Here is a 21,939-nt window from a genome sequence, read left to right as displayed (position 1 = left end):
ATACAAAAATGGTTATAGCGCAAATAAATAATATCCTTTTCATTATCTGACGGATTGATCATAAGAATACCCTCTTTGAAATAATCAAAGAAAATAATCATTTTTGAAATGCTATCTTGCAAAACAAAGGGGCATAACGCTATTAGTTAGAAGTCAATTTTAAACGACTCGATACTACATTATGCGATATTAATAAATAGAATCCAGAGCATAGATACGACTGTATACCAAAGAATTTCGGTCTTGATTTTATTAAATAGTCAACTCTAGATTATTAGAAGATTTTCTCCTAACTGGCGACAAAGTTAACAAAAAACTATAATTACAGAAAGGATTTGCATGAACAATCGGAAAATAAGTTTCATTTTGATAGTACAAATAGGCATATTTTTCAGAAAAACAAAGAGAGATAAGGACACTTTTAAGTAGTTTTTAATTTTGTTGAAAACTATAAATAAACAGAACTGGCAGAATATAAAATCTTACCAGTTCTCACCTATAAAAATTTATATTTTCAGTTATTTATCCGAGTATAAACCTATACTATTTCCCTCACTATCAATGAATGTAGCAAAGTACCCTACCCCTTCGGCTTCAATCTTTGTTTTTGGGATAATTCTTTTCCCTCCGCTTTTCACGATATTATCTAATGCCGTTTCGATACTTTCAACAGAGAAACTTATCAAAACACCATCTTTTGAAGGGTTAAAGTCCGGCGCGTAAGATATAGCTCCGGGACATCTACCTGATTCTTCGGGAAAGAATGCCATTTTCTCATGACCGAAGTCCATAGCGTTAAAACTTATGCCCAGTAATAATTCGTAGAATTTTACAGCTCTATTGAAATCTACAGAAGGGATTTCAAAAAATGCAACTAGCTTTTTCATTTCATTTTTGATTTTTAATGAATAAATATTGACAATACAAAACTAAAAGTTGCATTTCTCTTATACTTGGAAAAAAAGGACATCTATCTTTTAAAGAGAAAAGTAGTCGGAATATGGATCACATATCGCAAGATATTCACCCGGAGTATATCCCGAAAAATGTTTGAATTCACTTATCAAATGCGATTGATCGTAAAACTCACAGATGTATGCAAGCTCTGTAAGATTTGTAGAAGGTTTGGTTTGTAAAATATATAATGCTCGTTGAAAACGGATTATCCGCAAGAATTCTTTAGGATTCAACCCTACATATTCAGTAAAGATACGTTTGAATTGCTTATAACCTAGACAGCTGATACCAGCTAAGGACTCAATTCCTACATGCCCTATATTAACAGCTTTTACTGCGGCTTGCATTCGCCTCAAATTATATTCTTTGGAATCAAAATATTCCTTCTTCAAGAATGATTCAATCATTTGGACGCACACTCTATTATCGTATGTATCCAGAAGTAGTTTACCCAGCTCCAATATTTCAATATTGTCGAGTAAGTCAAGCGCAATAGACTGTTCTTTAAATTCGTACATCGGCTCTTTGAAAAACATGCGTGCTCCAAATGCATGAAACGTAACGCAAACCATATCTGTAATGCCTGACTGAATGAGGTTGGAATATGTAGTAGATTGTCCACTAATAAACATCTGAGGCAAAAAAGTACTTTTACCTTCAATTGATAAAGGATTGCCCCGATGAAAGAATAGATTGATATTCCCTGTCGGTATTACACCTTGCACATGATTTGCCGCATTTGCTTTTAAGAACCAATAGTTCTTAATGTAAGGCGACAATTCAATACTTGGCTGTACAATTTCAAAAGAGTCCATCGTACAAAGATAGTTAACCTCAACTTTGCTGAATTGTAAAAAAGGGACATTTATAAGCAAACTGAATCTATCAAAGGAAATCGTCGGTTTTAAATTTTTCTGATCATTTCAAATTGTTTTCCTTTCACTTCAATATTCTTTGCTTTTATGAAATCTGTAATCGAATCACATGATACATCTGTATTCACAATTTTCAGAATCGAATTTTTATTCAAATTTAAAATCTCTTTTAGTAATAGAGATGCAATCCCCTGCCTTCTATATTTTTTGTCAACGGCTAATTGAGTAAGATCTCCCGATATAGATTCGAAAACACAGTATCCGACTATTCGTCCATCGACAAATACTCCCAAACAAATAAAATCATCAACAGCCCGCTGTATAGATTCAAAACTATTCTGCCACGAAGGAGTAAAATCCCAAAATTCAGTAAACAAATCCAATTGATCGGTACTTATCTGTTTAACAGAATATAAAGTATCAGATTCTTTTATGAGATTGCTTATATGCTCATTTGTTTGCATCGAATAATAGAATTCACGAGTTACTTCAAATCCAAGATTTCTGTATACGGAAACAGCTTTCGTATTGTGCTGCAACACTTCCAACAGATATTGGTTAATCCCGGCTTCTCGTAAGAATGGTATAGAATATTCAAAGACCTGAGTAGCTAAACCTTGTCCTCGATATTCTTTCAGAGTTCCTGTTCCCGTATCGTATGCTGTGCGTATTCCGTTGAAGTCTCCAATTCCATTTAAAGTAAATNNCAACTATTTTATCTCCATCAAATGCAGCGAACGATAATCCAGGATCAAATCCTCGTCTTTTAAGCATAGTTTGGAGTTGTACCTTATTGATTTGTACTTCATAGTTAGCAAAAGCTTGATCAAATGCTTCATATATTACGCCGAAGTGTATATCTTTCAATGACTTTACTTTCATTTCTTTCATATCTCACTTAATATCATTTTCACTTTTTCATAGCTTCTGCTTTCATATTTGCCGGCATTTTTTCTATAGCGTACCGCAAGGCTGTACGAGGCATTACTGATTTATGTTTCATCACATAATCAAACACTCTTTTCTGATAGGTATCACTTTTTTTCTGTGTTTCGCTCGCTGCTTTCAACATCCAGCCATATCCCTTTTGTACCAGATCATCTTTATCTAAGAGTAATATATCTGCAATCTCAAAAACATCATCTAGAAACAGACCTTTACGGGCAGGAATAATCAATGTAACGGCTGCTGCCCGCTTTACCCAGCGGTTAGAAGATTTTGCCCACTTTTTCAGCTCTGATATATATTCGGGATACATCATTACGAATGTACCGATAGTATGGTTACAGAGGGTATCACAATCAACCCAGTTGGTCACGTAATTGTGCACCCAATATTCGAAAATCTTAAAATCAGCAGATTCATATTGTTTATGTAATGATTCTGCCCAAACACAAGCAACAACCGATTCTTCCAAGTAGCCGGACTTCCACAGCTCTTCGCATAAGTCGAATATCTCCTGTTTAGAAAACCCCTTCATCTGTTTAAGGATCTCTTTAGCTATTTTGCTGACGTCCCCCATTCGCACACCATGTACTTTAGCTGCTTCCCCCTCTTTGAAAAATCGAGAGCTAGTATTAAGTGTACTTTCATCAATACACATTATCAATGACTGACGAACCTTTTCTACTATATTATCCATTTTTTAATGATAAGGAATAAACGATACTAGTTATTTGGTCTTTTAATTTCGTAAAGAACATGCTTGCACAAAGGGTTTTGTTTTTCTATTTTGGGATGATCAAAATACCCTTCAAGATGCATACCGATTCGCTTCATTACTTTTTCTGAATCAATATTTAGAACAGAAGTAAATGATACAACTTTATTGAAGTTTAAAACATCAAAGCCATAATTAAGGCATGCTGTTGCCGCTTCAGTGGCGAATCCCTTTTTCCAAAATTCCTTTCTAAATCTCCAACCTATTTCTACACAAGGCGTAAAATAAGAATCAAAAGCAGGGATGGAGAATCCGGTAAATCCAATAAATTCTTTCGTTGTTTTTTCTTCAACAACAAACAGTCCAAAATTGTGTTTCTTAAAGTGTAACTTAATTCTATCTATAAAATCCAGAGTTTCTGAATAAGATAAAGTCTTAGGAAAAAATCTCATTACCTCCTTATCCATATTCATTGCTGCGAACGGCTCAATATCTGAATCTTTCCAATGTCTTAATCTCAGCCGATCAGTCGTTAAAATATAATCTGTCATTTTCTCTTTTAATATCAATTGATGATGATAGTTATGCTATTCTTTGAAGACAAAATATCTTTTTTTAACTGATATTTATCCGCAATAGATTTGTAAAAACAAAGTTATCATTATTTCAATCCTTAATATCTTTCATGGTAAAAGAAATAAGTACATCTTTATTGTAAAGCTACTGCTCCCATACCAACTTAGCCCGCTTCCGATTGCGAGTCCAGTGCTTATCGGTTTTCACATGACCTTTGCGGACGTATTTGAAAACATTATGCATGAATTCCGAAACGGGATATTCTCCAATATTGCGAGAGACAACACCAAGTCGGGGACTTTAGGAAAATCAAACATTGATGCATAAAAATTCACTTCTTTTCATGAAAAACATTTATCCATCTGGCGCGCGGCAAAAATAAATAATATTCTTCGATACGTTTATACTCAATAGAGTGAACAGCATAAAGGTTTTCTCCCAAAAGCTCTATATCTCCTAAATCATTCTAAAAACATCTTATTTAAACTTGGATCAAAAAAAGACAGATTATATATAACAGATTCTGAGTAACCCTCTCTTGTAATCTTAGCTATCCATGTAATTACAGATGGACTAGTAACTACATGAGATATATTTATAGATACGTCCGGATATTTGCTCTGTATATCCACAGAAGACGCTTACAAATCTTTAGTCAATATAGCATATTCTACTTCAAAATGTTTTTTATACGGTTCACTCAGGGATCCTGTTCCTACTATATCTTTAGAATCAGCTAAGTCTAGTAATACTCCATCAGCTTTGACAGGAATGCGGCTACCATTAATAGTAACAGAGGTTATGCCAAGTAAATTGTAATCCGCCTTTTGCTCCGGAGCGTTATCTTCACTGCATGAAAAGAAGGTAAAAACGGTAAAAATTAACACAAAACAGTGACACAAACTAACTTTTATATTTTTCATTAGAATCTATTATTTAGTAGTTAACTTTATATCTATAAATTATTGGATCTTAATCCAAGGTTATTTTTTAAAATCGTGCAAAATTAACTATTATTTAGTAAATAAACGTAAATTTTAATACAATTTCCCATAGAAACATTTATCATCCATGTAACTTACTGTTAGTGAATTCAAAAGATTATAAATACTAATTTTTAGTATTGTGTTCTCTTCTATATCTTTACTATACCTTTATATTTTTTACAATTGAAAAAACTTGCTGACATACTGTTGTCATAATGGGGTGATACATTTGCATTGTAGTTAAATTTTAAAACATCAGAATTATGAAAATCAAACCTTACCTGTCATTTAATGGCAATGCAGAAGAAGCACTTAACTTTTATACCGAAGTATTTAATGGTACTGTCGGAGAAATTTTTCGCTATGGAGAATATCAGGCAATGGAAAGTCCTGCCGAATACAAAGACAAGATAATCCATTCCGACCTTGACTTTAATGGCTGTACTATAAGCATGGCCGATATTTTACCAGACACAAAGGCTAACTTTGGTTCTTTGGGGCATACACTCACTATATTCTGTGACACAGAAGAACAACTGAAAGACATTTATACTAAATTAGACGTAGGTGGGCAAATAAAATGTAAACTTAGCCAACCACCTTATGCCAAACTTTATGCCGAGATTATCGATAAATTTGGCGTACTTTGGGCATTGATTATAGAGTAAAATGATAACATGAATAAAGAATTAAATCGACTTGATCGCATATCGGCACTACTGATACAATTACAGTCACGACCCGTTGTTAAAGCGTCTGAAATGGCAGAACGCTTCGACGTGAGCCTGCGCACAATATATCGTGACATGCATACATTGTCTGAAGCTGGAGTGCCGATATGCGGAAATTCGGGAGTTGGTTATTCTTTAATAGAAGGCTACAGGCTACCTTCGCTCATGTTTACCAAAGAGGAAGCAATTGCTTTCCTCACAGCCGAAAAAATTATCGAGCAACTTACCGATACCCAAAACAGCAACTACTTTCGCCAGGGAATGGATAAGATACGAGCTGCTTTACGATCTGTGGACAAGAAATATCTCCACGATATGGACGACAGTATAGCGGTATATAAAAGCAGGAATGCAGGAGAAAGTCTACCGAATATAATGCAAACGATCTTAAATAGTATAAACGACAAGTTGGTCATAGAAGTAGATTACACGAATGCAGACGAAAGTAAGACCAGAAGAGCATTGGAAGCTGTGGGCATAACTTATTCATACCCTCGCTGGTATCTATCCGCTTGGTGTCACTTACGAAAAAGCTACCGAATATTCAGGCTTGATCGTATAGGCAACATAAAAACAACAGAAGATAAGCATACAAAAGTTCATCCTGCTCTGGGATCGCTTCTCGGATGTGATGATCCTCAATGTTTGACCGAAGTTGTTTTACGTACAAGTAAAGAGGTCTCTAAACATTTTGCCGACCGATGCTATTTTATGGGACTGACCGAAGAGAAAGAACTCGCCGACGGACGGATAGAACAAACCTACATGGCTTACTCACTCGAAGGACTCGCTAGATGGGTGTTGGCAAACGCCGATACAACAACAGTTGTTAAACCCGTTGAAATAAAAGAGATTATTAAACAAATTATTGAAAAATTAGAGTTATGAAAATAAATAGCACAGAGATAAAAAATCTCGAACCGATAAAGACAATTGCAATTTCGCATACAGGAGATTATTCAGGTATTGGAAACGTATTTGAGAAATTAGCCGCATGGGCTGGAGCCAATAATCTTTGGGAGGCTTCTCCTAAAATGGCCGGAGTTTATCATGATGATCCAATGAATACCCCTGTCGAAAAATTACGTTCGGAAGCCTGTTTGGAAGATCTTTCAGGCATCGAACCCGAAGATGGGATGAAACGCTATACAATAACTGGTGGCAAATATTTCGTAATGCAGGTAGAGGTCACAATGGCCGAATATGATGAAGCCTGGAAGAAGATATATGTTGATATTAACGAAAAAGGATATGAATGTGACTCAAGAGATCACTATGAGTTATATCTGAGTTGTGCCGGCGACGTTCAAGATCCCAATGCTCCATGGATAGTAGAATTACGCATTCCTGTGAAATGAACACTTTCACAACAAAATTACAATATGTAGAATAGCTGTGTAGTATATGTTTAGCACAGCTATTTTTATATTATCTTTAAAAGATGGAAACAGAAACACCCTTAGTAGATAAAGACTATCTATTATTAAAAACTGAAGGTAAAGGAGCTTGGACTTTTGTTGAAATACCTGAAATACCCATGCCTAAAACATCTTTTGGAATGCTAAAAGTAAAGGGAAAAATAGATGATTATGCGTTTTCCAATACACACCTAATGCCTATTGGAAATGGACATGTGGGTTTGGCTGTTAGAGCTGAAATAAGGAAAAAGATAAAAAAGCAAGCGGGAGATATAGTACATATCACTATTTACGAAGACAAAACATCTTTAATAATCCCTCAGGAATTACTTCTGTGTTTGGAATATGAAGATGGAGTTCTTGAAAAATTTGAAATTTATACTGAGGGGCAGAAAAAAGCATTTATAAATTGGATTAATTCTGCGAAAAGGGAACAAACGAAAGCAGATCGAATTGCCAAAACTATCAACATGATACAAAAAGGAGAGAAATTCTATTGACCAATATAAACGATGGAAGCACAAATGCTATTAAGAGATGCGGATATATTCCCATCAAACAAGAATCTTGAAGAAGCACTGGGTGAAGGGTTCAACATATTAGTGTCTTTTCTTAAAACTATTACAAACAACGAATATGCTCTAACCCTAGAATGGAGATACTATAATGATGGTAAAGCATGGCTAGGTAAGGCAGTGTATAAGAAAAAAACTATCTTTTGGCTTTCTATATGGGAACGCTTTTTCAAAACGAGCTTCTTTTTTACGGAAAAGCACCTTGAAGCAATTGCAGAACTTGATATTTCGGAAACAATCAAAGATGAATTTACCAAAGCAAAAACTATTAGGAAACTAATTCCGATGATTTTTGATGTAAATAAAGAGAATCAGCTTGGCGATTTATTGACGGTAGTTCGGTTCAAGAAAAGTCTGAAATAAAGAATCTATAAAGAACTTTTCTCAATCAAAGCATTATCTGAGATAAATAAAAAAGACTTACAGTTCTTTGTAAGTCTTTTTCATTGTAGCGGGACCGAGAATTGAACTCGGGACCTCATGATTATGAAAAATAAAACAACCTATTTTATGTTATTTCACATTTCTACTTTTTATTTATTAATAATTGATTATCAATAATTTGATTGAATATTTTTCGAGTTTATTTTTGTAATATATATGTATTTTTATCTATATTTGCACGAGTAGTATGTACATAGTATGTACATTTATTTATCTTAAATAAAGGACTTGAATGCTATTAAGGGATAGTTAGTATGTACATTAATAGACACAACCATATGAAAGAAAAAATAGAAACCATTAACCAAAAACAAAAAGACAATGTAAAAGTTGCAAGCTTTTTAGATACAAGAAGAGCCAATTATGATGGGTTGTATTTTGTCAGAACTAGGGTTACTTTGGTGAAAAAGCAAAAATATTATCCTACAGGAATAGCTATGACTATTCAAGACTGGCAACGGTTACCTAAAGCTAGAGAATCTAAGCTTGTAGAGGCTAGGCGAAGTATAGAAGCGTCATCACAAGTAATATTTAATGCAGTTAAACAGCTCTGCGAATTTAATGCCTTTAACTTCGACAGATTAGAAACATTGTTAGGTAGAGGAAATAAACAGAGTGTTAATACAGCTTTTAAACATAAGATTCAGAAACTAATTGATGCAGACAAACTAAATACTGCTGAGTTTTATCAGGGTGCTTTAAATGCTTTCGTTTGTTTCAAATGTGGTAAGTGGTGTAAACGAAAAGAAATGCAGAAATGTAGTAAAGATATTCTAGAATTAACTTTTCAGGATATTACTGCTGAACAAATGCAACGATTTGAGAAAGAAGCATTAGAACATGGATACACGAAAACAACTATTGCTATGCGTATGCGTGCCATGCGGACAATTTGCAATATTGCTTTAAGTGATGGTACAATAAGACCGAGTGATTATTGTTTTAAAAAGGGCTCTCAAAACTCATATACCATAAAAAAAACAGGTAGCAGAAAAATAGCATTGACATTGGATGATATTAAAATAATAGCAAATGTTTCTATAAAAGAAAGGAATCGTAAAATGTCAAGAGATTTATTTTTATTTTCTTTCTGGGCTAATGGAATGAATTTTGCAGACCTGATTCGTTTAAAATGGTCTGACTACAGCAGAAAGACAAATGAATTTACGTTTATTAGAGAGAAGACAAAGAGTACCGCTACGGAGGATCTGTATATATCTTTTCCTTTATTTCCAAAAATGAAAGAAATTATTGAAGAGTGGGGTAATAATATGAATAAAGAGAGTTATGTCTTTTCATTTCTGAAAGGTGATGAGTCATATGCTGATGAAATAAGACTGACAAAGAATATTACTTATGTTGTTAATAGTAATATTAAAAAACTTATCAAGTCTATAAATGATAATTTACCCGAAGAAAAGCATCTTCCTGAGAATGTAAGCACATATGCGGCTCGGCATTCCTATGGGACAATATTGGCTCATAACAGAGTGCCTGAATCTTATATTGGTTTTGCTTTGGGACACTCTAATAAATCAGTAACAGGTTCGTATATTGAAGGATACAGCATAGAAGACAGGCTTCAATATAATTCCTTACTACAGTTTCAATAAATAATTATCTTTGAATAGCCTATATAGTTGAAGAGTAGACCGATATAATAAAATTAGAGTAACCCCCGACTATAGGAAAATGAGCTTATATTATATAATTATTATGAGCAAATACGATAGCTTCTGTAATATTTTTTACATTAAGTTTTTGATAAATATTTTTCTTATGAAATTTAATTGTATTTATATTAAGATAAATTGTTTCAGCTATTTGTTTATTTGATAAACCTTGTGCAGAAAGCTTAAGTATAACGTTTTCTATCTTTGATAGGGAAACAACTTCGGTCGATCTCCATCTTTTTCCTTCAAAGGAATATCTCAGTCTATGTAGAACCCCAGATTTATTAATATATACGTTTCCAGATTCTTTTTCTGTAGATAGCATTACAGAACATAGTGCTAGCCATATATTACCTTTTGGTGTTAGCAATATAGGTGTTAATTTATGATTAATCATTGTTGTTGATTTGTTCTTTTGAAGTAATCTAAAGTCATATGAAATTGTAAATTTAAGTCTGTCTTCTATTGGTTGTTGATAAAAGAAAGCAAATCCTTTTTTATTTATTTCAAGTAACATATCTATATCTTCTTGGGGTAAGTTTTTTTCATAAAATGAATATCCCATTTTTAACACATCTTCTCTTAAATAACCATTTAAAAATAAAGGATTTTGAGAAACATATAAGAATCCTCTACTTAAATAGTTAATAACATATAGGCTTTCCCCTGATACTCTACTCATTGCATCTAGGGTATCAATGAGTAGTTGTGATATTTTATAATCAATAGTATCATTGCACTCTTCATCAGTAACCCCTTCAAAAAAATCGTCTAAATTGAATAACATAAATTCTTCATTTTAAATAGATATGTAAAGATGGATTATAGTATTTTTAGTAAAAAAAGAAAAAACTACCCAAAAGGGTAAAGGTAGTTATTATTTAATAAAATATTTTTGTATACATAAATAAAACAGAACTCATATTCAATAAATGCTCGTTTTTTAGTGATTTTCAAATGTTTTCTGTGTGTTTAAAATTTGATTTTCATATTATTACGGCTGTATTTGTGATTGGTCGCTAATCATCTACTTCAAACTTTATTCTGTAAGTTTCTAATAAATAACAATTTAAAGTTTTTATCATGGAGCGCTTAATACGACAATTTGAGAATTTTTCTTTATGGAGGTTTTCCAATGCAAGTTTAAAGGAGGCTTCAAATTTTATAATTGAAACAAATTATAAATCTCATTTGGGGTATTATCCTACAACTATAAAAAGGGAAATTGAAGAGTTATATGAGAGAGAAAAATGCTGGCTTCAAGATTCATTTTTTTATGGAATAAGAAATAATCAAGGAAATATAATAGGAACTATTAGAACTTTAAGATGGACTAAAAAATATGTTTTACCAATACAAGCAGTATTTGATATTAATATTGACAATATTCAAGAGAAAGAAACTAAAACGCCGAATATCTGGCATATTGGTTGTTTAGCTATTGACTCTTTTTCTTTAGGGAAGGCTAGTTCTGTTATTTTAAAAATATTATTGGTACAAGCGTTATTTCATATCTGTTCTAATGAATCAATAATGTTTGCAGAGTGTGATCGTAAATTATATGAGAAAATAAGATTGCTAGGTATATATATGCTTCAAGCAGGAGAGTCTAAAAATCATATTGGTTCTGAAACAATTCCTGTCTATAATATATCAAGAAATTTAAAACCTTTTCTATGGAAACAACAAAGGTATCTTTATATAGCAGAAACAGAATCTATATTTCAGATGAAGAACAAGAAAGAATACGAAACTACCGAATTCTTGTTGGAGGAGTAGGTTTGGGGAGTGGAATAGTAGAATGTGCATTAAGACTTGGTTTTGAGAATATATGTGTCATTGATGGAGATTGTGTAGAGGAGTCTAACTTAAATAGACAGAATTATTTAATGTCTGACATAGATGAGTTGAAAACTAAGTCAATATATAACAGATTAAAAGCGATAAATCAAAATGCTAATATAACATATCATTCAATATTTCTGACAGAGGAAAATCTTGAAGATTATGTATCATTAGATGCATATGATATTGCGATTAATGCTCTTGATTTTACATCGAATGTTCCTTTTCTTTTTGACGATGTATGCCTAAGTCACAATATTCCAATATTACATCCTTATAATTTAGGGTGGGCAGGTTGTGTATTTATCATAAATAGAGAAAGCTTGAAGTTAAATACATTTTATGATACATGTGAAGGATTTGAGGCATATTTTGTCTCCTATGTAATAACACATTTGAAACACTTGAATAATCGAAAAAAATGGTTGGAAGAAGTGCTTGAGGCTTATTCACTAGAAAATAGAGAATTATCTCCCCCACAATTGGCTGTTGCCTCTTGGATTGTAGCAGGGATGTGTACCAATATCCTATTTAATATAGCAACAGGTAAAAATATTAAATTGTTTCCTGAATTTTATTTTGCATCAATTATGTAATTGACATCCTTAATTTAATAATAAAAACAAGTCTGTGAAAAATAACGTATTTATAATGAGAGTATTATTTCTTATCTTGCTTCTACTCATTGTTCCTTTGTTACATAGTCAACAAATCAAGAATTTTCGTTTAGAAGGTGTATTGTTTGATACATCAAAAAGAGCAGTAGATTACGCAACAGTTACAATTCTTTCTGAGGTTGATTCTTTGTACGTTAAAGGAAATGTTAGCAACGAAAAAGGTCAATTTAGAATTGAAAATATTCCATCCGGAAGATACATACTATCTGTAACCCATTTATTATATAAACGCAAATACGTTAATATCGAAGTACAAGAAAATACAATACTTGACTCCATTCTAATGGAGGAAAATGTGGTTGGATTAGATGCTGTTACAGTTACGGCTAATGTTATTCAACAAAAAATTGATAGATACGTAGTATTCTTACAAGGAAACCCGATAACAAAAGGAAATAATACAAAAGAGGTACTTACATTGTTACCTGGTGTTACCAATGAAGAAAATTCCTTAAAAATTAATGGCCGAGATGTTTCCGAAATTTATGTTGATGGACGAAAACTAAGGGATAGAAATGAGTTAGATGCAATTCAGGCTGAAAATATTGATAAAGTCGAAATTGTACATATGAGTGGTAGTGAAGAGAGTGCTTCGAGTATGGGAGGGATCATTGATATCAAATTGAAGAAGATGTCTAATGGAGGATATTATGGATCTGTTTCGAGCGATTTTTCTGTACATTTCAAAGGGGGACATTATTCAGATAATATAAATGCATCATTGAATTACAGGAATAAAAATCTGAGTATATATAATTACACATATTTTGGACATTTAAAAAATATTAGTCAATATAATATTTACTCCCATTACAAAGAGATAAATAAGTATATTGATATGCAGACCGATGGTAAAGGTTGGACAAATTCTTTCTCTGATAGATTGAGTTTAACCTATGATATTACTAACAGACATAGCATAGGTGGTAATTTTAGATTGGGAATAACTAACGGAGAGCCTATCAATAGATCAGAGTCTACGGTTAAAAACAATGTTGGTGAAAGGATAGACAGATCTGAATCGATAATAGAAGAAAAGTTAAGAACTAGGCAATATCAGGCGGCCTTAAATTATGATTGGATATTAGATGATAAAGGTTCAAAAATAAAATTTATTATTGACTATTTGAGATACAATAATAAAAGGATACGAGGTAACAGCTATTTATACAATCTGGATAAAGATAATGGGTATGAAGAGAATACTAGTGATCGATTAGATGATAGAACTGATATGCTAGAAATAGATACTAGGTTGGAGCAAAGAATAAGTGATAAATCGCAACTAGATATTGGTCTTAATTATAGTTTGAATAATTCAAAACAGTTTTTAGACTATAAAAAATGGGAAAATAACATTTGGGTGTCTGATCTTGATCTTAGTGATAATTATAAGCTGAAAGGACAGAATTATGCAGGTTTTGCTTCTTTTTCATCGATGATTACAAAAAAAATTACTTACAAAGTGGGTATTAGAATACAGGAAAACAAAATTGAATACAATTCTGTAAAAATAAGCAAGCAGAATTCTAAAAATTATTGGGGCATATATCCTACGCTTAACTTAATGTATAATATTGATGAACAAAAAGGGAACTCAATAAGCCTTTTCTATCAAAAAGCTATGGATCCAATTCCATATAGCGCGATCACGCCTGTGGTAATCTATAATAATGAATATTTATATACTAAAGGTAATCTAGATATAAAACCTGTAAATTATCACCTTATTATGTTAGGAGGAGGGATTAATGGTCAATGGAATATTAATTATCTATTCGGATTTAGTGAAGATGTTTTGTTCTTTAAGACCTTCCAACACGAAAAAGATCCATTAGTAACCTATACTATGCCTGTTAATGATGGTAAGAATTATATGCAAGCCTTGTCTCTAGATAGAACCTTTAAAATAGCAAAATGGTGGAGTTTAAAAGCTATTGGACGAATACAATGGCTAAAATATGAAGGAGTAGATATAAATTCATCAAGTTGGAAACCTTATTTAGCGATTAATAATAATATGGATTTTGACAATGGCTGGGGTGGAAATCTCTCTTACTATTTAGAACCGACTTATAAAACACAGGATAGAATATATAAAACAGTACATGGTATAAATGGGAAAATATATAAATATTTATTGGATAATAAATTATTGTTGAATTTAAACTTTACACTGTATCGACATAATAGAAGAAGAATTACAAATACTCTTGATATATGGTCAAAAAGGCACTATACAACAAATGAAACTGGATTTATGATTAAAGTCATTTATAACTTTAATGGAGGCAGAAAAGTAACAACTAAGCAAAGCAAGAGTATACAAGATTATTATGAGTATAAAGATAATTAAATAGATGTACATCAATCAAGGGAGTAACTCGAAAATCCTATAAAGAGTAGAGATAATATTATTTTTTTAATCATGGAAGAGAAAAAAGTATTAAAAGTTAATGAGGATATAACTCCTCTAACTTCAGATGAAGAAAACTCGTTTAAAGGTGGATATGGAGTTGTGGAAACGGATCTGATCAAACCTAGATGGGGTAGTAACAATGACAATTGTAGCAATAGTAGCCTTAGCAATAATGACAATTGCAAATGCGATAATTGTGGAAGTGCTAAGAGTAATATGTCTTACTATTAACAGTGAAGTGAAATACCCTCATTTGAGGGTATTTCACTTATTGAAAAAATAAAGTTAATATCATGAAATGGAGTAAATATAATTCAACTATAAAAGCAGGAGATGAAAAATATATATTATATAATTGTAGAACTGACAAAATTTTAATTCTTACAAAAGAACTTCATACAATTATTTCCCAAAATAATTTAGATAGGATTAAATTACTTCATCCTGATTTCTATACCTGCCTTATAACTAATTCTTTTATAATAGATAATTATAAAGATGAAGTTGAAATAACAATACAAGATAGGGAGAAACAATTAGATTCTGATGTGTATTTTAGATTAACTATAAATCCAACTCTTGATTGTAATTTACGTTGTTGGTATTGTTATGAAACACATCAAAAAAACAGTCATGTTGATGATAAGACAATGAATTCAATAAAGAAATTGTTAGAGAATAAAATTAAAACTTTACAATTAAAGACTTTGGCTATTTCTTTTTTTGGAGGGGAGCCATTGTTAAAATTCAATAAAACGGTAAAACCTTTGATTAACTTTGCTCAAGAATTATGTAATGGCTCTGAAACCAAATTGAATATTGGATTCACAACAAATGCAGTTTTACTTACATCTAATATTGTAGATTATTTGTCTTCATTAGACGTCATAGGATATATTCAAGTTCCATTTGATGGAAATAAGAGTTTGCATGATGCGATAAAAAAAATGTCTAATGGTAAAGGGACTTACGATATCACTCTGAAAAACATTAAATATGCAATAAAAAAAGGTTTGCATGTTAATATACGATGTAATTACAATATTGATAACCTTAACTGTTTTATAGATCTTATAGATGAATTTAAAGATTTGGATAAGAAATATTATGATTCATTTCATTTTAGTTTTCAACCTGTTTGGCAAACGCATGATGGGGGGCTAAAAACCTCACCAATATTAAAAAAGATAAGATTCACTTTAGACACATTTGGAATGAAACATGATGGAAATAGTGAGAATGGAGGCTTGGGAACATCTTGTTATGCAGATAGAGGGGATAGTATAGTCGTAAATTATAATGGAGATGTATATAAGTGTACATCTCAAGATTTTATTCAAGCTAAGCGAGAAGGGATACTAAACGAAGATGGAACAATAACATATAATAAATATTATCAAGGTAGAATGAATTCTAGGTTTTCTAATCCAATATGTAAAGATTGCTCTATTTTGCCAATTTGTAGTGTATGCTCTCAAAAAAAAATTAATCAGTCTCTGTATATATGCCCTGGTAACATAGGTGAAGATGATAAATTAGATATAATTCAAAGTAGGATTCAGATAATAAGTAATAATAGGATTACATTAACTTAAGGGTATGAATTTTTCACGACAATTGGATAGTATAGACTGCGGTCCCGCTTGTATTCGTATGATAGCAGCATATTATGGTAAAAAATATTCATTAAACTATCTTCGGAATTTATCTTTCCTATCGTCAGAGGGAGTCTCAATTGCCGGAATACGAGATGGTCTAGAAGCAATAGGTATGACTGTAAATAGTTTCAAACTGCCCCTAGAAAGATTGTGTGAGTTCAAGCTTCCCGTAATTTTGCATTGGCATCAGAACCACTTTGTCGTTCTTTATAAAATAACTAAAAATAAATATTATTGGATTGCAGATCCTGCTTATTCCAAATACAAGTTATCTGAAGAGGAGTTTTGTAAAGAATGGAGTCATGGGGGGCAAGGAGTGATTTTAATTCCCACTCCTACTGATTTATTCTATCAAATGATACCTCCTCCAGAGAATGATTCTATAAAGAAATTTTTATTAAAATATCTACTTCCTTTCAAAAATGAGATGTTTCAGCTAAGCTTGGGGTTATTAGCCGGAGTTATTGTTTCACTAATAATGCCTTTTTTGACTCAAGCAATGGTTGATAAAGGAATTGGGGAACTTGATATAGGTATCATATTAATTATAGCGATATCTCAGCTATGTTTGTTTCTGGGAAGTTATGCTATTATTCTTTTGAGAAATTGGATTGTCCTTTATTTGGGTACTAGGATTAATATTGATATAGTCTCTGATTTCCTAGAAAAAATAATGCGCCTACCTATGAAATTCTTCGATACTAAGTCTACGGGAGATTTTCATCAAAGGATTGCGGATCATTCTAGATTACAATCTTTCGCAACCTCAGATACTCTTCTGACTGTTTTCTCCCTATTATCTTTCTCTGTTTTTTTTGTCATTATTGGTCTCTATAGTCTAAAAGTTTTAATAGTTTATACATGCTTTACAGTTATTAGTATACTGTGGATGCTTTATTTTTTGAAGAAAAGAAAGGTTGTTGATTACAAACTATTTAAAGTAAGAACTGAAAATCAGAATTCCATATTAGAGATTATAAATGGAATGCCTGAAATTAAACTTAATAATTTTCAGGATTATAAAGCAAAAGAATGGAAAGATATACAAGAGAAACAATATAAAGCTGATATTGATTCTTTAAAGGTAAATCAAGTACAATCGGCAGGGTATTCATTGATAAATCAGGTTCGAAATATTACAGTAACTTTTCTTGTTGCTGTTTCTGTTGTGCAGGGACATATTACTTTAGGTATGATGATGAGTATCACATATATTATTGGTCAAATGAACTCTCCGCTGGAACAATTAATCGGATTTGTAAGAAATTTTCAAGATTCAAAAATTAGTTTGGAAAGAGCCGGAGAGATCCATATTTTAGAAAATGAGGACAATAAGGTCGAATATCAAAAAATACCAGATTCTGTTTCCAACATAAAATTGGAGGACGTCTATTTTCGGTATGGTCCATTTTCGGATAAAATGGTTTTAAATAATATAAATTTATTAATTCCTAAAGGAAAAGTTACCGCTATTGTAGGAGAAAGTGGTAGTGGAAAAACGACCTTGCTTAAATTACTACTTAAATATTATCAACAGACAGATGGAGAAATACTTATAGATAATTATGACATAAATAATTTCTCATCTGATGAATGGAGGAAAAGATGTGGTATAGTTATACAGGAAAGCTATATTTTTTCTGAAACTATTTTGAGAAATATTGTTTTAGGTGCTGATCCTATTGATGAAAATAGATTAAAGGAAGCTATTAAAATTTCTAATTTACAGGAATTTATAGAAAATAAGCCCTTGAAATTATATACAAAAATAGGCAAATCAGGTCTAGGCATCAGTGGTGGGGAAAAGCAACGTATTATGATAGCAAGGGCTGTTTACAAAAAACCTCAGTATTTATTTCTGGACGAAGCGACAAGTTCTCTAGATGCTGATAATGAAAGTATAATTGTCCAAAATTTAGAGCATTTCTTTAAGGGAAGGACTGTTGTTATTATAGCACATAGATTAAGTACTGTCAAGAATGCAGATCAAATTGTAGTCTTAAAAAATGGGATTATAACTGAAGTAGGTAACCACGAGCAATTAATTCGAAAAAAAGAAGTATATTATAAATTAGTTTTTAATCAATTAGAATTGGCTAAATAATGAGTAATACAAATCAAAAAAAAAATTTCTTGATACGTTATGGTATATCTATTATTTTAGTTTTTCTAATTTTAATAGCAATTGCCATTTCGAAAAAAATTCCAGTTAGTCAAAATGTAAATATTGAAGTTGTAAAGACAAATATGGCTTCATATTTAGGAATTATGCAAATACCAATAAAACCAAAACAAATAAATCACCAAGATTCAATTATATTAAATATAGAAAATAAGTCAATAACGTTTCGAGTAGATTCTATTGATGAATCTTTTAAAATATTGTATCTATACAATAATAATGAAGAAAAGCTTCCTGACGTATTTAATGCAAAACTTAAAGGTGAAGATAAAAAACTTTGGGATATTATCTTTATTTATTAGCTAAGTAAAAATGCACTTCAATCTTATTAAATTAAAATATCATGAAAGTACCTCAAGTTATTCATCAAATCTGGTCAGGAATAAGTGATCCTTTGCCAGAAAATTTTAAACGATTAGGAGATACATGGAAACGTGATTATCCAGATTGGAAATACGAATTCTGGGATAATAAACGCATGAATGATTTTGTGAAAAAATATTATCCTCAATATTGGTACGTATATAATAAATACCAATATGATATACAACGATGGGATGCTATACGTTACCTTATTCTAAATAAAATTGGAGGGATGTATGTGGATTTTGATTATGAGTCTATAAAACCGATGAACACTCTCCTTAAAGACAAAACGTGTTGTTTCTCTTTAGAAAAAGATTTTATATCTAACCATTTTCGCATCTTCAACAATGCATTAATGCTTAGCACTCCAGGGCATCCGTTTATGGAAAGAATAGTAAAATATGTATTTTCTAGAACTCTTTTGACTGACGCTAAATATGCTTCTAAAAGCATGGCTGTATTTAATACTACTGGTCCATACGCCTTAATTCGTCTCTATGATACATTAACAGATCAAGAAAAGGAAGATGTCTATCTCATACCGGCGGTCTATGTATCGCCTTTTACAGGTAATGAGGCAGAAGAATTTAGATATGGTGTTAGAAATAAAGAATTCGAGGAATGCGTAAAAGAAGCTTATGCTATTCATTATTTTTTTAGCAATTGGGCCTAAAACTAAAATAAAACAAGTCCTAGCATTTTCCTATAAAATGAATAAAGAGGGGTGACAAAAAAAGGACTATCCGAAATATTGTGTAAATGAAAAANNTTTTTCATTTACACAATATTATGGACTCTGTCAAAACTAAGTTAAAAGACACACCCTTTATTTACAAATTACATTGCTAATGGTAAATCTATTTTGTCAATTTTTCTAACTTTTTATTAATTAGCTGTTCCTCCTTCTCATTTTGTTCCTTTATCGTTTGATTATACACTTTCCTTCTGATTGTAGCTTCAAAATCAATCACTTTCCTCTGTATACTATCACGGTATTGAGATCTTTCAGCGTAGGATTTGTTCAAATAAAGTAAATGCTCCTGAGAGACACCTCCTCTCATCTGTATATACCTGTATTTAATATCATTATGCTTCAATCTCTTGTTTTCCTGTAACTGGTCATAATTGTAATACAATGAACATCCAATACCTAAGATTAAGATAACAAGAGCAATAAACGTTTTACTAGACTTGAAATCAATCGAATATCTGTTTTCCACTATACTCGGCTTTTTAACAAGTTCGTTTAACTCTGCAATCTTCTGGTTCAGGAATTCGGCAGAAGCTTTATTAGCTTCTTCCTGTAACTGAGTCGTAACACTGATGATAATATTTATGAATTTTTTCAGATCCTCTTCATCAATCGCTTTTTTAGCATTGTCAACAGTATCGGCTATCTTATTCAATAAGTCTGCCGTTAATGGCGAATCAGCAGGATTATCATTACTGTTTGGACTTGTGTTCTCCTTAATAACAGTAATATCCTCTCTAATTTCCGATATAGTCTGAACAAAACCTTCCATTACAATCTGTAACTCCTCATTGTTATCTATATTATTTTTCATAATTAAATTCCGTTTTTAAATTTTCGTTTTCGATTCCTCTTATTTTGCTCATACTGCATCCTTTTAGCAAACTGTTCGTCTTCATAATTATCCCCATGAACTTCAAATGTGGATAAAGAGCTTATCCCATGAATCAATGACCCCAGAAGGCTCGCACCCAGATTCTGGGGCTTATCTTCTGATATATTCTTGACAGGTTCAACCATCCTTTGATTTTGAGCGTTCTCTTGCAATCTAGTATTGATCTTCGAATAACTGAAGCTGCGGTCTACTTCCGAGCCTTTAAATGTTACCTCTCCTTTAGTAAAAGAAATACCCTGTATCTCATTTGTTCGCCCTTTACACTTATAAGAAAGAACAATTCCTTTTTCTTTCAACAGTTTTTCAAAGTCAGTCCAATTGGTGGATTTAGACAAAACATCTTTTACAGCATTGTAAACCTGATATTTGGTTTTATCCTTACCTCTCAGCTTTTGTCGCTTTACTTTATCCTTTCCTTTACCATAGGTCAAGCCGTATTTATCTTTCAGCTTTTTACAGACCGCTTCATTCCTGTACCGGTCGTTTTTATCACTGATAACTTTGCCGTTATTATCGATGCGGTTATATACCAAATGAACGTGGGGATTACCGTTGTCAAAGTGGCGTACTAAAATATACTGAGTGTCTTTAATACCCATATTTTCCATATATTCTTTGGCTAATGTAACCATAGCACCATTTGTCAACCTCTTCTCATCATCAGGCGAATAACTTAACGAGATATGCCCGACAGGATGTTTAATATTAGGCTTTATGAGGCGTTGAGCATTGAAACTCTGGACTATGTTATTGACATTCCCCAACAATACACCATCGGCTGAAATTAGCTTAGCATCCTGCTTATTCATCACATAATTGACACATCCTTTAAATGCTGCTCTTTTCATAACTTTTCCAATCATTTGAGAGTTGGTTTATGATACCGACTATTATACCCCGAAGGTTAATCACATCAGAAGCCACATTCTTGAATCCTTCTCTATTGGCAACCCTTGCCAACTGATTCAAGTTGTTTGCTTCTCCCGAGAGTTTACGAAGTATATCCGTATCGGATTTACTGATACGCTGGACTACTTTTCCAGTCAGTAAGACTGAACGGACAAATTTACTCAGGCTTACCCCTGCATCTTTTGCCCTTTTCTTCAAAGCCATGTACTCAATACCCGAAAACCGGGCACTGATAACTTTATCTTTGAGCTTTCTTTTAGCTGTATTTTTATATGAATCTTTTATCATAATTTCAACTGTATTTTAATTATTTCTTCTCTTCAAAACTGCGACCAACGGGAG

Annotated in this window: 22 protein-coding genes and 2 pseudogenes; 13 read left to right on the top strand and 11 right to left on the bottom strand. The window is 32.1% G+C overall.

Going from position 1 to position 21,939, the window contains the following annotated elements:
- Nucleotides 1-518 precede the first annotated feature (518 nt).
- From B3P17_RS14535 to B3P17_RS14505, 7 genes and pseudogenes are all read right to left on the bottom strand, one after another.
- Nucleotides 519-887, bottom strand: coding sequence for a VOC family protein (locus B3P17_RS14535; protein WP_252637505.1), 369 nt, complete (start codon nucleotides 885-887; stop codon nucleotides 519-521).
- Nucleotides 888-977: 90 nt separating this feature from the next.
- A complete protein-coding gene (locus tag B3P17_RS14530; RefSeq protein ID WP_291106024.1) occupies nucleotides 978-1,772 on the bottom strand; it encodes a helix-turn-helix domain-containing protein in 795 nt (264 codons plus the stop codon).
- 89 nt (nucleotides 1,773-1,861) lie between these two features.
- Nucleotides 1,862-2,714, bottom strand: a pseudogene (locus tag B3P17_RS14525) (GNAT family N-acetyltransferase).
- Between the two features lie 28 nt (nucleotides 2,715-2,742).
- Nucleotides 2,743-3,474, bottom strand: a complete 732-nt coding sequence (locus B3P17_RS14520) for a DNA alkylation repair protein (protein ID WP_252637508.1) — start codon at nucleotides 3,472-3,474, stop codon at nucleotides 2,743-2,745.
- Nucleotides 3,475-3,500: 26 nt separating this feature from the next.
- Nucleotides 3,501-4,043 (bottom strand): GNAT family N-acetyltransferase, encoded by a 543-nt coding sequence (locus tag B3P17_RS14515; protein ID WP_252637510.1) that lies wholly within the window; start codon nucleotides 4,041-4,043, stop codon nucleotides 3,501-3,503.
- A 169-nt stretch (nucleotides 4,044-4,212) separates the two neighbouring features.
- Nucleotides 4,213-4,534: pseudogene (locus B3P17_RS14510) on the bottom strand (RNA ligase family protein); the annotation flags it as partial.
- A 175-nt stretch (nucleotides 4,535-4,709) separates the two neighbouring features.
- Complete coding sequence (locus B3P17_RS14505) at nucleotides 4,710-4,991, bottom strand: hypothetical protein (protein ID WP_291106021.1); 282 nt, start codon at nucleotides 4,989-4,991, stop codon at nucleotides 4,710-4,712.
- Nucleotides 4,992-5,317: 326 nt separating this feature from the next.
- Between B3P17_RS14505 and B3P17_RS14500 the strand changes: the two genes are divergently transcribed.
- The 6 genes from B3P17_RS14500 (at nucleotide 5,318) to B3P17_RS14475 (ending at nucleotide 9,835) form a co-directional block, all read left to right on the top strand.
- The gene (locus tag B3P17_RS14500; RefSeq protein ID WP_252637513.1) at nucleotides 5,318-5,722 is read left to right on the top strand and encodes a VOC family protein; all 405 of its coding nucleotides are present in this window, start codon (nucleotides 5,318-5,320) and stop codon (nucleotides 5,720-5,722) included.
- 9 nt (nucleotides 5,723-5,731) lie between these two features.
- Entirely contained in the window at nucleotides 5,732-6,673 is a 942-nt protein-coding gene (locus B3P17_RS14495; protein ID WP_252637515.1) for a helix-turn-helix transcriptional regulator, read from the top strand.
- Complete coding sequence (locus B3P17_RS14490) at nucleotides 6,670-7,143, top strand: AraC family transcriptional regulator (protein WP_252637517.1); 474 nt, start codon at nucleotides 6,670-6,672, stop codon at nucleotides 7,141-7,143. The genes B3P17_RS14495 and B3P17_RS14490 overlap by 4 nt, the downstream gene beginning before the upstream one ends.
- A gap of 83 nt (nucleotides 7,144-7,226) precedes the next feature.
- Nucleotides 7,227-7,703 carry a YdeI/OmpD-associated family protein gene (locus tag B3P17_RS14485; protein ID WP_252637519.1) on the top strand — a complete coding sequence of 159 codons (477 nt, stop codon included), beginning with the start codon at nucleotides 7,227-7,229 and terminating at the stop codon, nucleotides 7,701-7,703.
- Between the two features lie 12 nt (nucleotides 7,704-7,715).
- The gene (locus B3P17_RS14480; RefSeq protein WP_252637521.1) at nucleotides 7,716-8,141 is read left to right on the top strand and encodes a DUF3788 family protein; all 426 of its coding nucleotides are present in this window, start codon (nucleotides 7,716-7,718) and stop codon (nucleotides 8,139-8,141) included.
- 359 nt (nucleotides 8,142-8,500) lie between these two features.
- Nucleotides 8,501-9,835: a tyrosine-type recombinase/integrase gene (locus tag B3P17_RS14475; RefSeq protein WP_291106017.1), complete on the top strand. Its 1,335-nt coding sequence runs from the start codon at nucleotides 8,501-8,503 to the stop codon at nucleotides 9,833-9,835.
- Nucleotides 9,836-9,920: 85 nt separating this feature from the next.
- Here the strand turns inward: B3P17_RS14475 and B3P17_RS14470 are convergent, their stop codons facing one another.
- On the bottom strand, nucleotides 9,921-10,682 hold the full coding sequence (locus B3P17_RS14470) for a response regulator transcription factor (RefSeq protein ID WP_291106015.1): 762 nt from the start codon (nucleotides 10,680-10,682) through the stop codon (nucleotides 9,921-9,923).
- 296 nt (nucleotides 10,683-10,978) lie between these two features.
- Here B3P17_RS14470 and B3P17_RS14465 point away from each other — a divergent pair, with 296 nt between their 5' ends.
- The 7 genes from B3P17_RS14465 to B3P17_RS14435 all read left to right on the top strand — a co-directional run bounded on the left by B3P17_RS14465 (nucleotide 10,979) and on the right by B3P17_RS14435 (nucleotide 19,715).
- A complete protein-coding gene (locus B3P17_RS14465; protein ID WP_291106013.1) occupies nucleotides 10,979-11,674 on the top strand; it encodes a hypothetical protein in 696 nt (231 codons plus the stop codon).
- Nucleotides 11,572-12,336: a HesA/MoeB/ThiF family protein gene (locus B3P17_RS14460; RefSeq protein ID WP_283687539.1), complete on the top strand. Its 765-nt coding sequence runs from the start codon at nucleotides 11,572-11,574 to the stop codon at nucleotides 12,334-12,336. Before B3P17_RS14465 ends, B3P17_RS14460 begins: the two co-directional genes overlap by 103 nt.
- A gap of 34 nt (nucleotides 12,337-12,370) precedes the next feature.
- Complete coding sequence (locus tag B3P17_RS14455; RefSeq protein ID WP_291106011.1) at nucleotides 12,371-14,773, top strand: outer membrane beta-barrel family protein; 2,403 nt, start codon at nucleotides 12,371-12,373, stop codon at nucleotides 14,771-14,773.
- 356 nt (nucleotides 14,774-15,129) lie between these two features.
- Complete coding sequence (locus B3P17_RS14450; protein WP_291106009.1) at nucleotides 15,130-16,431, top strand: radical SAM/SPASM domain-containing protein; 1,302 nt, start codon at nucleotides 15,130-15,132, stop codon at nucleotides 16,429-16,431.
- A 4-nt stretch (nucleotides 16,432-16,435) separates the two neighbouring features.
- Nucleotides 16,436-18,598, top strand: coding sequence for a peptidase domain-containing ABC transporter (locus B3P17_RS14445; protein WP_291106007.1), 2,163 nt, complete (start codon nucleotides 16,436-16,438; stop codon nucleotides 18,596-18,598).
- Nucleotides 18,598-18,978 (top strand): hypothetical protein, encoded by a 381-nt coding sequence (locus B3P17_RS14440; protein ID WP_135105914.1) that lies wholly within the window; start codon nucleotides 18,598-18,600, stop codon nucleotides 18,976-18,978. Before B3P17_RS14445 ends, B3P17_RS14440 begins: the two co-directional genes overlap by 1 nt.
- 41 nt (nucleotides 18,979-19,019) lie before the next feature.
- A complete protein-coding gene (locus B3P17_RS14435) occupies nucleotides 19,020-19,715 on the top strand; it encodes a glycosyltransferase family 32 protein (protein ID WP_135105912.1) in 696 nt (231 codons plus the stop codon).
- Nucleotides 19,716-19,899: 184 nt separating this feature from the next.
- On the opposite strand, the gene B3P17_RS14430 is transcribed toward B3P17_RS14435, so the two are convergent.
- Genes B3P17_RS14430 through B3P17_RS14420 form a run of 3 tightly spaced genes read right to left on the bottom strand, consistent with a single transcriptional unit; the run spans nucleotide 19,900 to nucleotide 21,885 of the window.
- Nucleotides 19,900-20,607, bottom strand: coding sequence for a hypothetical protein (locus tag B3P17_RS14430; RefSeq protein WP_291106004.1), 708 nt, complete (start codon nucleotides 20,605-20,607; stop codon nucleotides 19,900-19,902).
- Between the two features lie 2 nt (nucleotides 20,608-20,609).
- A complete protein-coding gene (locus B3P17_RS14425; protein ID WP_291106003.1) occupies nucleotides 20,610-21,551 on the bottom strand; it encodes a relaxase/mobilization nuclease domain-containing protein in 942 nt (313 codons plus the stop codon).
- Nucleotides 21,517-21,885 (bottom strand): plasmid mobilization protein, encoded by a 369-nt coding sequence (locus B3P17_RS14420; RefSeq protein WP_291106001.1) that lies wholly within the window; start codon nucleotides 21,883-21,885, stop codon nucleotides 21,517-21,519. The genes B3P17_RS14425 and B3P17_RS14420 overlap by 35 nt, the downstream gene beginning before the upstream one ends.
- Nucleotides 21,886-21,939: the final 54 nt, after the last annotated feature.

Origin of the sequence: Dysgonomonas sp. UBA7630, assembly GCF_002483985.1 — a bacterium.
Taxonomy (GTDB): domain Bacteria; phylum Bacteroidota; class Bacteroidia; order Bacteroidales; family Dysgonomonadaceae; genus Dysgonomonas.
Note: the sequence above shows the minus strand (reverse complement) of the source record. Positions and strands in the feature narration are given on the sequence as shown.

Coding starts and splice junctions, on each gene's coding strand:
- B3P17_RS14425 (WP_291106003.1), bottom strand. CDS start 21,551: ATGATTGGAAAAGTTATGAAAAGAGCAGCATTTAAAGGATGTGTCAAT.
- B3P17_RS14475 (WP_291106017.1), top strand. CDS start 8,501: ATGAAAGAAAAAATAGAAACCATTAACCAAAAACAAAAAGACAATGTA.
- B3P17_RS14530 (WP_291106024.1), bottom strand. CDS start 1,772: ATGGACTCTTTTGAAATTGTACAGCCAAGTATTGAATTGTCGCCTTAC.
- B3P17_RS14485 (WP_252637519.1), top strand. CDS start 7,227: ATGGAAACAGAAACACCCTTAGTAGATAAAGACTATCTATTATTAAAA.
- B3P17_RS14465 (WP_291106013.1), top strand. CDS start 10,979: ATGGAGCGCTTAATACGACAATTTGAGAATTTTTCTTTATGGAGGTTT.
- B3P17_RS14520 (WP_252637508.1), bottom strand. CDS start 3,474: ATGGATAATATAGTAGAAAAGGTTCGTCAGTCATTGATAATGTGTATT.
- B3P17_RS14480 (WP_252637521.1), top strand. CDS start 7,716: ATGGAAGCACAAATGCTATTAAGAGATGCGGATATATTCCCATCAAAC.
- B3P17_RS14445 (WP_291106007.1), top strand. CDS start 16,436: ATGAATTTTTCACGACAATTGGATAGTATAGACTGCGGTCCCGCTTGT.
- B3P17_RS14535 (WP_252637505.1), bottom strand. CDS start 887: ATGAAAAAGCTAGTTGCATTTTTTGAAATCCCTTCTGTAGATTTCAAT.
- B3P17_RS14430 (WP_291106004.1), bottom strand. CDS start 20,607: ATGAAAAATAATATAGATAACAATGAGGAGTTACAGATTGTAATGGAA.
- B3P17_RS14490 (WP_252637517.1), top strand. CDS start 6,670: ATGAAAATAAATAGCACAGAGATAAAAAATCTCGAACCGATAAAGACA.
- B3P17_RS14500 (WP_252637513.1), top strand. CDS start 5,318: ATGAAAATCAAACCTTACCTGTCATTTAATGGCAATGCAGAAGAAGCA.
- B3P17_RS14470 (WP_291106015.1), bottom strand. CDS start 10,682: ATGTTATTCAATTTAGACGATTTTTTTGAAGGGGTTACTGATGAAGAG.
- B3P17_RS14460 (WP_283687539.1), top strand. CDS start 11,572: ATGGAAACAACAAAGGTATCTTTATATAGCAGAAACAGAATCTATATT.
- B3P17_RS14495 (WP_252637515.1), top strand. CDS start 5,732: ATGAATAAAGAATTAAATCGACTTGATCGCATATCGGCACTACTGATA.
- B3P17_RS14420 (WP_291106001.1), bottom strand. CDS start 21,885: ATGATAAAAGATTCATATAAAAATACAGCTAAAAGAAAGCTCAAAGAT.
- B3P17_RS14435 (WP_135105912.1), top strand. CDS start 19,020: ATGAAAGTACCTCAAGTTATTCATCAAATCTGGTCAGGAATAAGTGAT.
- B3P17_RS14505 (WP_291106021.1), bottom strand. CDS start 4,991: ATGAAAAATATAAAAGTTAGTTTGTGTCACTGTTTTGTGTTAATTTTT.
- B3P17_RS14515 (WP_252637510.1), bottom strand. CDS start 4,043: ATGACAGATTATATTTTAACGACTGATCGGCTGAGATTAAGACATTGG.
- B3P17_RS14440 (WP_135105914.1), top strand. CDS start 18,598: ATGAGTAATACAAATCAAAAAAAAAATTTCTTGATACGTTATGGTATA.
- B3P17_RS14450 (WP_291106009.1), top strand. CDS start 15,130: ATGAAATGGAGTAAATATAATTCAACTATAAAAGCAGGAGATGAAAAA.